At 54.7% G+C, this 9,793-nt stretch carries 7 protein-coding genes; 1 reads left to right on the top strand and 6 read right to left on the bottom strand.

Translation table 11 applies throughout. The features are described 5' to 3' along the window. Window positions 1–1,243: 1,243 nt before the first annotated feature. From X728_RS137320 to X728_RS1000000170775, 3 genes are all read right to left on the bottom strand, one after another. Complete coding sequence (locus X728_RS137320; protein WP_023833250.1) at window positions 1,244–1,741, bottom strand: hypothetical protein; 498 nt, start codon at window positions 1,739–1,741, stop codon at window positions 1,244–1,246. A 1,096-nt stretch (window positions 1,742–2,837) separates the two neighbouring features. Further along, window positions 2,838–3,425 carry a hypothetical protein gene (locus X728_RS137325; protein WP_023833248.1) on the bottom strand — a complete coding sequence of 196 codons (588 nt, stop codon included), beginning with the start codon at window positions 3,423–3,425 and terminating at the stop codon, window positions 2,838–2,840. A 98-nt stretch (window positions 3,426–3,523) separates the two neighbouring features. Next, a complete protein-coding gene (locus X728_RS1000000170775; protein ID WP_155924062.1) occupies window positions 3,524–3,928 on the bottom strand; it encodes a hypothetical protein in 405 nt (134 codons plus the stop codon). 786 nt (window positions 3,929–4,714) lie between these two features. On the opposite strand from X728_RS1000000170775, the gene X728_RS137330 reads away from it, so the two are divergent. Beyond that, window positions 4,715–5,743 carry a DUF2971 domain-containing protein gene (locus X728_RS137330; RefSeq protein WP_023833246.1) on the top strand — a complete coding sequence of 343 codons (1,029 nt, stop codon included), beginning with the start codon at window positions 4,715–4,717 and terminating at the stop codon, window positions 5,741–5,743. Between the two features lie 619 nt (window positions 5,744–6,362). Here X728_RS137330 and X728_RS137335 read toward each other — a convergent pair. From X728_RS137335 to X728_RS137345, 3 genes are all read right to left on the bottom strand, one after another. After that, window positions 6,363–6,794: a hypothetical protein gene (locus X728_RS137335; RefSeq protein WP_023833245.1), complete on the bottom strand. Its 432-nt coding sequence runs from the start codon at window positions 6,792–6,794 to the stop codon at window positions 6,363–6,365. A gap of 46 nt (window positions 6,795–6,840) precedes the next feature. Continuing rightward, window positions 6,841–8,046: a hypothetical protein gene (locus X728_RS1000000170770; RefSeq protein ID WP_155924061.1), complete on the bottom strand. Its 1,206-nt coding sequence runs from the start codon at window positions 8,044–8,046 to the stop codon at window positions 6,841–6,843. Window positions 8,047–8,979: 933 nt separating this feature from the next. Beyond that, window positions 8,980–9,237 carry a hypothetical protein gene (locus X728_RS137345; protein ID WP_155924060.1) on the bottom strand — a complete coding sequence of 86 codons (258 nt, stop codon included), beginning with the start codon at window positions 9,235–9,237 and terminating at the stop codon, window positions 8,980–8,982. Window positions 9,238–9,793: the final 556 nt, after the last annotated feature.

The raw sequence follows: 9,793 nt of genomic DNA, 5'->3' as shown, positions 1-9,793 counted from the left end.
AAGATTGCACATTTTCGCTTTCCACGGTTCCCAGCGGCCTAGCGCTAGGGCAAAACGTACGGCGAGGGGCCGGTCCTGATTTTGCGGGCTGGGAGGGGTGCCCATCCAAACGAATGAGGCCGTATGCGGGAGCGCGTCTGTCCCACATTTTGGCCACAACAAAGCTAACCCAGGATGTCCTCACACAATCCATCCCGAAGCAATTGGATAGCGGTTGGGGCGTATAGCGGCGGAAGGAATTATCCAATGTTTCCGATTGGCAGGAAAACGTGGGCCAGGTTGGTGACAGATGGTGCAGCAGCCGTAGAAGAGGGCTGGGCGGCAGATGGGGTGTTTTCAGGCGCAGTTGGGCCTGACTACCGCTGCGGAGACCCCTCCAGCATTCTCTTCATTGGCAAAAGCCTCGGTCCTGCGGGACCGCATGTGCGCATAAATTATCATCAAGCAACCAGCACCGCGAATTCTCTAAGCTGGATGCTAGAGAGAGAGCGGAGGCATCCCGGCCACCGAGCTTTCTGGAAGCTGGTTGACAGATTTGACCGCTCAAGGCGCTCTTTGGCATGGACAAATGTCTGCAAGATTGAGCCGAGCTCGGCCGAAACTCCTGGGAAATGGCAACGGCGCGAAGTGGCTGGTCCGTGCCGCGCCGCACTCGCTGAAGAATTGGCGTATCTTAAACCGCGAATCGCCCTCTTCGTTACTGGCCATTCCTTTGAGGATGAGGTGGTGGCGGTTTTGTCGGGTTTGAGTTATAGCCCTGCCCCCAAGGTTAGAACCTCGGAAGAGTTTCAATGCTTCAGACATTCCGCCGGGCGGTATGCGGTCCTAACGCGGCATCCGACATTTGCCGCCGCTGAATGGTTCGAGGAGGCTGTAGACATTTGTCGTCGTCTAAAAGCCCGTTGATGGCGACAGGTCGTCCGTCGTGGGACCCATCGAGGCGCCGTCTTTTGGGGAGGGGCCGGTGCCGATTTGCGGCACGGGAGGGGTATCCATTCCCATCTAACTTGCTTCCAAATCTCACCAGATTTTTTCTGACTTCCTCGCGGCGGGCGGTTTGCGGGAGATTTTACCGCTGAGCGGTCTTTGCGCTTTCGCGCACTCCCTAACGCAGCAATTGCTTGCGACCGCTGTTGGCCGCCGCATTGGCCTCGACTGTATAGCCGTTGGGCGTTCTACGTCCGTAGTCGGGGTGGTGAGCAGTCGCCCACTGCGACCAGCTCGAACGACTACCATGCGGACGTCATTCGGCTGCGGGCAGATCCCCCCACCTTATCCTAAGGAAAGGCTTCGCCGTTTTGGGGAACTTCGAGCGAACGACCATCCGGGATGAGACTTCAAAGTCCGCGTTGATCTTCACGACGAGCAGCTTGCTGAAGTTACCTGCTAACTTCACGAAAACCTCGTCCTTGGATTTGAACGGGGTGATGGTTTTGATCTCAACGTGATCGTTGCCAAGCCTACCATCAGAGCCTTGCGCATAGTTCTTGTTCAGCTTTATTCCATAGGTGATGGCGCCGAAGAGTTCCCCAATGTCTCCGTACACATTGAGATGACGACCTGTCTCAAGGTGGTAGCTTTCTGCCAGCGACAAGAGATCCTGAAAATAAGGAATCAAAGATCTTATCGCATTAGGATATTTTGCTCGCCACTCCTGGTATCGGAGCTGTTCTTCTACGTCGGACCAGGAAACCCACTCGCCATCGTCATAGAAGGCCCGATTCCAGATATCATCGTCCATTTCACACCTCTTGGAAGTCCGAACTTATCGGAAGCCGATCAGCAAGATGCGGTCAAGTTTGAGCAGTCCTTGCCCCACAGCTGCACAAGTTCGACCCAAGCTGTAGCGCGAAAGTGACTGCACAGTTCCTTAGCCGGCCTCCCTGCTTTCTCTAGCAGTCGTCGCCCCGTATCCACGGGCAGTGGCCTTAGAGGTTTGGCGAGAAAAATGGTGATCGGCTTCAATCACTTTCGCGGACGGCCTGAACTTCCCGACTCCAGGGAAAGATCGCGCGGGGCTCAATAAGGTGGGGACGGGTCTGAGGGGGGCCGTCCAACGGCGACTTACCGGGAAATCAAGGTCCAGGTATCCCCCGCTAACACAAAGACATTCTTGACCAAATCAGTGACGATTGTGAGTTCCTCGCCTGCAACCTGATACTTCGTGGAGCGACTGGACATCGCTCCTGAAACGGCATTGTTCCAAGTGAAATTGACTCTGTCGCCGCTGAGTTCGCAATCATAGATGTGCCCGGCCGCACTCTGGAAACGATATGTCTTTCCTGAGCTGCTCAGCAGTTGGGGTGGAGAATCCAAGAAGAAATATGTGTACGTACCGGCGCTGCATACCTGAGCTTCCGGCCATGAGGTTGTTTGAGCGAGCGCTGACGATGAAAACAGAGCCGCGAGAACTATTCGCGGTCCGAATGTTCCGCAATGCCTTCCAAAGTCGAGGATGCCTGCCAAGTCACCCACCCCCCAAATCAGGACTTAAGCATATAGTTTGGCTACTGCGAAGAGAGGTGGTCGATGCGTCCCGTTCAAGCGCTAAACGCGCGTTGGGAGGGGCCGGTCATGATTTGCGGTCTGGGAGGGGTACCCATTCCCATCTGCCCTGCTTCTAAATCGCACAAGAATTTTTCTGAATTCTCACCGTTACATCGTGTACGTCAGAGGCGACCTGGCGCTCAAACTAGGTCGCCCAACCACAAACAGCTTTATCGTGACGATAAATGACCTGACAGCGGCCTATGACACTTGGCCGGTGTTTCCACCAGCGACGCCCGTCAAGCTGCCCAGTGGCTTTATATGAGCGGAGAAACGCCGGCACGGTTGCCCTAGCCGGCGGCTTCGCTTTCTTTAGCTGCCATCGCCCCGTACCCACGGGCCGTGTCCTTTGAGGTTTGGCGAGAGAAATGGTGATCGGCTTCAATCACTATCGCGGACGTCCCGAACTTACCGATGGCCTGCAATGCGGGCTTGCCATGGACCACAATCACCTTGGGTTTGATCGTTTTCAGTAGGAACCTGAACGGCGCGATCTCCCGGCTGGCAAGGTCTAGACTTTTCATGTCGTCGCTGGCCTTGGCGTAGATGTTCGTCTCAAGCACACGAACACCTGCTGCGCCTTCGACAAAGCACTCCATATGCCGACGAGTGGCGCTGACTTTCTGCCGTAGAGTCTTGCCCGGCTTTAGCGGTTTAGCGGCGCGCTCTTCTAGGTATCGCTTGAACCATGCCACCTTGTCGTAACCATACCCAGGCCGCCAGAACTCCCAGAAATCCGTGCGCATATCGGTGGCAGGGTTGAAGCCGACGAGGAACACGTCGCACGTCAGCGGCGAACCTTCACAGACAAACGGTCTTAGGTCGGTGGGGCGTCCGATCAAGGCGACCAATTCACGTTCAAATTCGTCCAAGTTCACTGGCAACTCCAGGGAAAGATCGCGCGGTGCTCAATAGGTGGGGGACTGGCCTGAGGGGGGCCTAAGGGGGACTGGCCTGACGGGGGCCTAAGGGCGACCTACCGGGAGATCAAGGTCCAGGTATTCCCCGCTAACACAAAAACATTCTTGACCAAATCAGTGACGATTGTCAGTTCTTCGCCGGCAACCTGATACTTCGTGGAGTGGCTGGACATCGCTCCTGAAACGGCATTGTTCCAAGTGAAATTGACTCTATCGCCGTTGAGTTCGCAATCATAGATGTGCCCGGCTGCACTCTGGAAGCGATATGCCTTTCCTGAGTTGCCCAGCAGTCGGGGTGGAGATTCCAGGAAGAAATATGTGTACGTCCCAGCGCTGCATATCTGAGCTTCCGGCCATGAGGTCGTTTGAGCCAGCGCTGACGAGGAAAACAGAGTCGCGAAAACTACCAGCGATCCGAATGCTCCGCTGTGCCTTCTGCCAAAGTCGAGGACGCCTGCCAAGTCACCTACCCCCCAAAATCAGGACTTAAGCATATACGTTGGCTGCTGCGAAGAGAGGTGGTCGATGCGTCCCATTTAAGCGCTAAACGCGCGTTGGGAGGGGCCGGTCCAGATTTGCGGCATGGGAGGGGTACCCCGTTCCAACCTTGGTCGTCGCTTAGCCGTTGGGGGAACAGTGCTCTTTTCGTTGGTGTCCTAAGCTTGCAGACCGAGCAGCCTTCACAGGCCGACAACGGGCGATACAGCTTGGAACGGCACGTCAGCCGGCAAAGCCCTGGCAAACCGCCTTCGCGCGCTTCAAGGACCTGTTTTCCCGCGCCGCAGTCATCGGCGTTGGCGGGATGAGTCGGTCCGGACCAGGCGGCATCCACTCAACGGTCTAGACCATGCATTACAGGTACAAGTAATCGGCTACGGCGAGTCAGCTTGGTGACCCGAGAAAAGGCCGCACAGTGGCTTGCGGCATTTGACCAGTGTGGAAAGCCGGCAGACACCGTTGCGCTTGGTGGTGGCTGTCTCTGAGGCTAGGAGGGGGCGGTCCCGATTTGGGTGGGAGCCGGGTGCCCCTTCTGAGTTACCTTGCCGACAAAGCGCAGAAGAGTTTTCTCATTTCCTGCACAGACGGACCTACTTAGCGGCGCCGCGTTCGGTGGTGAGGCCTGCTATGCGCTCGACCGCAAGGGCTGGGAGAGTGGCGGCGGAAGTCGACACCAAACAAGTTTGCCAGATACGGATAAGTCGCGCTTTCTGCTATCCTCATACCTCGGCAAGCCATTGGGGTCCTCGATGTCGCAGGAAATTGAAATGTCGTCTCAGCCGTCTCAAGTGGAGCAAGGCCCGACCGCTCAGCAGATCTCTGACAGGTTCTCCCCGCTCTATGAGGAGTTCCAGCAAAACGACTTGTGGATGAAGGGAGAGCGGCCCCTACTCGCTCACTACACGTCAGTGGAGACGCTTGAAAAGATCCTGAAGAATGAGGAGCTTTGGCTCTCCAATCCGCTGTTTATGAACGATCTGGATGAAATGCGGTTCGGTCTGACGCGGGGTAAGGCCTTCTTCGACCAAACCGACCTTGAGAAGACGTGTGGACTCGATAGCGCCACGGCGGCCCTACTGCGCACTGATTTCAACAATCTCTACAGCGAGTATGAGAGCAAGCATGCGCTGAACGTGTACGTTCTGTGCCTTTCGATGCATGCTGCCGACAATACCGACGGCATCCTTTCGATGTGGCGAGCGTATGCAAACAATGGCGCCGGAGCAGCCGTCGTGTTCGACACCGGCGCCATCAAGACACTTATCGATGACTCGCCCCTCGTTCTTACGCAGGTGCGATATGCGTCGACTGCCGACCGGCTGCAGTGGCTTGAACGCAAGGTCGCCGACTGGTGCGCCATTGTCGCCAAAGGAAATATCCCACAGCACATGCTCTACGTTCCAGCCTACTGGCTGTTCCACGTCATCCTGGGGTTTGCGCTTTCGACCAAGCACATTGGTTTCCTGGAGGAGCATGAGTGGCGCCTCATTTATATGCCTGACCGGGACAGGAATAAGCTGCTGACCGAAAAGTTCGACTACATCGTCGGATCGCGCGGCGTGGAGCCAAAACTGAAATTGAAAATTGCGCCTCTCGACGGAGCAATCTCCCAGTTCTCCTTCTCTGAAATCCTTCACAGCATCCTGCTCGGGCCTAGCATCTCGTCACCCTTGGCCAGCGCAAGCGTCTTCCGAATGCTCGAAAAGCTGAATAAAGAGTATCTCAAATCGAAGGTGCACTCCTCCACCATCCCGCTGAGGCACGCGTGGCCTATTTGAGCTACGGGTAGAAAATAGGCGTCTCGACCGAGCGCGCACAACCTCTACATTCTCATTAGGCACACGAGCTCTACATACGGCGGCACGACGTCCGTTCCAAGCACGGCATTGCGTGCGCGTCCGGCGTTAGGTCCGGGCGAACGTCGGACGTTATGATACTCTGATGGGATCGCAATACGAATGGAATGCCTATGATGATTGAATGTGAGGTACAACGGGATGGAGCTTGGGTGTCCATGGGCACTTCTGAGGCCTATGGACTGCCTGAGGACGCCGTGAAGCGCTGCGTCTGGTGCCATGGCGCCGTGGACTTATATCCGGCAACCAAGGGCGGCGGCGCGTCTGTCCCACATTTTGGCCACAACAAGGCCAACCCCGGATGCCCTCAGACAATCCACCCCGACGCGATTGGATAGAAGGGGGCGGTCCTGTTGAACGGCAACTGACTGTCTATCTTTCGGCACCGAGGTTAGCGGCTGTCGCAGCCCGCAGTCGACCGGCGCAGACCTCCTGTGGGCCTTTTTACTCAGCCTCAATTTGTTGAAACGGGAGGCAAGGCCGGCCCTGGGAAGGCGTTGGCTCAGCGGAGATCGTTGGGGCTTTGCAAAGCCTCTTCCCCTTAGTCGATTTTGCCTACAATCGCCGTCTTCCTAGCTGAAGAAGTCGCGATCTCGGATTGAGACGCGAGTGATTGCAGGTCTAATGCCTGCGTTCGACAATCCGACTGCGGCTCATTCAAGCATGCTGAAAGATCAACTGCTTTGTCATTAATCTGTTGCGCAAGATCTGCAATGCGGTTGATCGCTTCAACTTTGTATTGGGCGTAGCCGTTAAGGTTTGGTTGAAGTGACTCTCTTGGCGTGGCGTACCACATGCCCAAGAACGCGAGCGCGGCAATAGTCACCGAACCGGCCAAGCGAAGTCGCCGTGTCGTTCCATCCTTTAGCTGCTTGCTTTCAAATAATGCGGAACTGGTGCGATATAAAATGACGCCAACACCGGTCGACACAACGGCCCAAAATACAGGCAAAAGTAGCTTCAGAATTTCCATTCAATACCCTCATTTCGATTAGCAAAGTTGGCACAAATGCAATCTGCTAACAGCCGGAACTAGAAGGCTCCCGGTAGCATTTAATATGTCTCATTTCGCGGTCAGATTGTGTTAGAGCATTGTCAAAATAATCCACCAGGCTCGCTGTTAGCTCGTCGTCACCGATTATTTTGTCAGATAGCATCGCAGCAGGCGGGGCCGCAACGCTGGCCGGCGCCTGGTGTATCAGATCACCATTTTTGGAACTAATGACATTTGCCGTTACACTAACGGAACAGTTGCCGTTTTGACACTCTCCAACTGAGAGCCTAAACCGATAGAATTTCTCGACGTCATTCTCTTTTCGGGGCAGAGAAACAACGATCAGACGTCGATTGGTAAATCCATCAAAAGCAATCTCGTTGCCTTTATTTCGTATAATATCAACAATGCTGTCTCGTATGGCAAGCATATTATGTTCAAATGGTCGGATTGTTATCGACGAAAAACAATTATGACATGGATCGAAATAGTACATTGCTGTGCGTTTATTATCTGGCCAAGAGCAGGTATCGCTGGATAAACAGCCTCCTACGGTACTACCGTAGTCAAAATCGTTTCCAAAAAAGTCCCAATAGCGATTAAATTCTCCCTTCACACCATATCCATAGAGTGAGAGCGATTTTATTTGGCCATTTTCCCAAAAAGCCATCCCGACAAGCTTCGCGTCAGCTTGAACTTCTATGGCTAGCGCATTTGAATTTGCACAATTAAAATATGCGGTAATGCGATTATTTAAGAGATCGCCTTTTGTATCGAAGCTGGATAACCCCCTCTGGCCGTCGCAGTAGTATTCTCGTACGGCGTAGTCATGCAGCTGGCTTCCAGTATGATATTCTCGTGCAGATAAATCTCCAGAGAATGCGCTATATTCCGTTGATTCTCCCGAGAGTTTGCCATCGATATACGTTCTATAAGCGTTAGTCCTCCCGTTCTCATCTAAGTCGTACCATCTACCGGTTCTTAACCCATTCGAGTATTGCCCAACCACCGTAGCAATTCCCGACGAATTGACAATCACTGCGCTACCTTCTTTGACGCCGTCTTTTTTCGTGCAAGCTGATATATCTTCGTACCCTTCGGTAGATTGAACGACATTGAGCCCGGCGGGACACATCAAGGTCGCGAAAGAATTTGCCGCAGCCTCGAACGCGATGGGGACGATAATAAATATCGCCAGGAATGATGCGATTAGGAAACGCCGAGCAATCAAGAGACCGAACCTGTACCGGCTTGGGAAACGCGCAACTTCCCGGTTATTATACATACTTGGGCGACCCATGCCAAACGTACAATACACACAACGCGTCCGCGTGCGAGGCGGCGCGAAGGACAAGCTGGGTAGCGACCGTCATAGCAACGACCAGGCCGGTCCAGATCTGCACTACGTGCCGAAGCCAGCACTGAAACATGCTCTTTTCGTCGTGACTTCCCGCACAGCTCCAGAAAGGACGGACACGGCATAGGTGGGCTTCCCGGGCTGATGGCGTTGTCGTTGGCCGACAAATGGTCGGACAGGTCCACTTCACGCCTAGCTGGTGAGCCTACACCGGCAATTTGCCAACCACACGACAGGCCTTGTCTCTAGGTGTATCAGACTGAAAGGGGGATGGCGGCGATATGCCGAAGAATTCGATAGGGCGTCGGTGAGATCGTCTGGCACCGGGGACGCGTCATGACCACCACGGTCACCTTGTCGGGCCGCTGTCGGGCTTTCTGGGGCCACTCAGTTTCAAATTTTGTGCGTGTCGTTCCATCCCGGCTGCAAGGCTTTGATAAGGGCGGTCTCCAGCGGAAGAAGTAGCGCTTCGGTGGCTCCCGGAATTACCTTCGCGAAAATGGGGACTTCAATGTTCCCAGCTACAGACAAAGCGATGTTGATGTGAGGCCCTCTCTGGGGGACGTTTTTGTTTCTGAACGCGCGATTGCCGTAGCGGCGGAGGCGACGGTGGAGCGTTTCACTCAAGCCAATGTACATGACTGCGGACCCCACGACGAATGCGTAAAGCCCTGGCTGGTGTCTGACCCACGCGGCATCTCTATGGGGCCTACAATCTGCAGTCCTCCACGAACCCACAGGCATAAACCCTTCTTCGATCAGAAAAGAGATATTCAACCCAATTTCCGCTTTCATGGGCCACGTTTCTTAGGCGCTAATCTCCTTCATGCCGATGCCGGCAAAGAATGATTCCATTTCGCGCTTGAACACCCGGTGTTGATACCAATTGCCACTCTTGACGAAATCGCTTGGTTCCATGTCCCTGTCGTAAATGTACGCGCTCTTGGAGGTGCGGGCTGTGCGCACTCTTAAAGTCCCAGCCTCACAATCGTAACGCAGCGACCAGGATACGTGGTTGCCCCACGATAACCGCCGCCGATAGAATTCCTTCTCATAGATCGCCATAGACCATTCCCTCCCATGCTCACCACTTAGCATATAGGAGTTCGGGATATCACGATGTTTCCAATCAGTAAAAATGCCTGGGCCAATTTAGTTGAGGTAGGCAAAGCAGCTACAGCCAACGGCTGGGCGGCAGACGGCGTGACGCCGTCTCCATGAAAGTTCAGTGAGCATGAACCTCATTGGGATCACTACCCACCACCGTGGCGCCCACAGGCTGGACAAACAAGACTTCTGAGTCCCTGGGAGGGAGGGCCGGTCCAGATTTGGGGCACCTCATAGCGCGCAGTTCGCGGGAGATATGGCCGCTGAGTGGTATAACTACTAAACGGCATTCTGCCCCTGAGCGGCCGCCCCTTGGGCCGTTGTCGGGCCTTCTCGGCAACGACAAGGAGGACTCAAGGCCTGGACATCACTTGGCGTATTGGACCTGCAACGTGCGGCGCACGGGCCTGAATTGCCCGTTCACTTACCTTGTGCGACTATTTGCCTATGAAGGCTTGGGGGAGTGAACGCCTTGAAGACGGGGCATCATCAATCATCGGTAAGGAAAACGAGT

Origin of the sequence: Mesorhizobium sp. L103C119B0, assembly GCF_000502235.1 — a bacterium.
Taxonomy (GTDB): Bacteria; Pseudomonadota; Alphaproteobacteria; order Rhizobiales; family Rhizobiaceae; genus Mesorhizobium.
This window is presented reverse-complemented; position numbering and strand designations above follow the sequence as displayed.

Bases quoted from the DNA above. Each gene is read 5' to 3' on its own strand.
- X728_RS137335 (WP_023833245.1), bottom strand. From the start codon at position 6,794: ATGGAAATTCTGAAGCTACTTTTGCCTGTATTTTGGGCCGTTGTGTCG.
- X728_RS137345 (WP_155924060.1), bottom strand. From the start codon at position 9,237: ATGGCGATCTATGAGAAGGAATTCTATCGGCGGCGGTTATCGTGGGGC.
- X728_RS137330 (WP_023833246.1), top strand. From the start codon at position 4,715: ATGTCGCAGGAAATTGAAATGTCGTCTCAGCCGTCTCAAGTGGAGCAA.
- X728_RS137320 (WP_023833250.1), bottom strand. From the start codon at position 1,741: ATGGACGATGATATCTGGAATCGGGCCTTCTATGACGATGGCGAGTGG.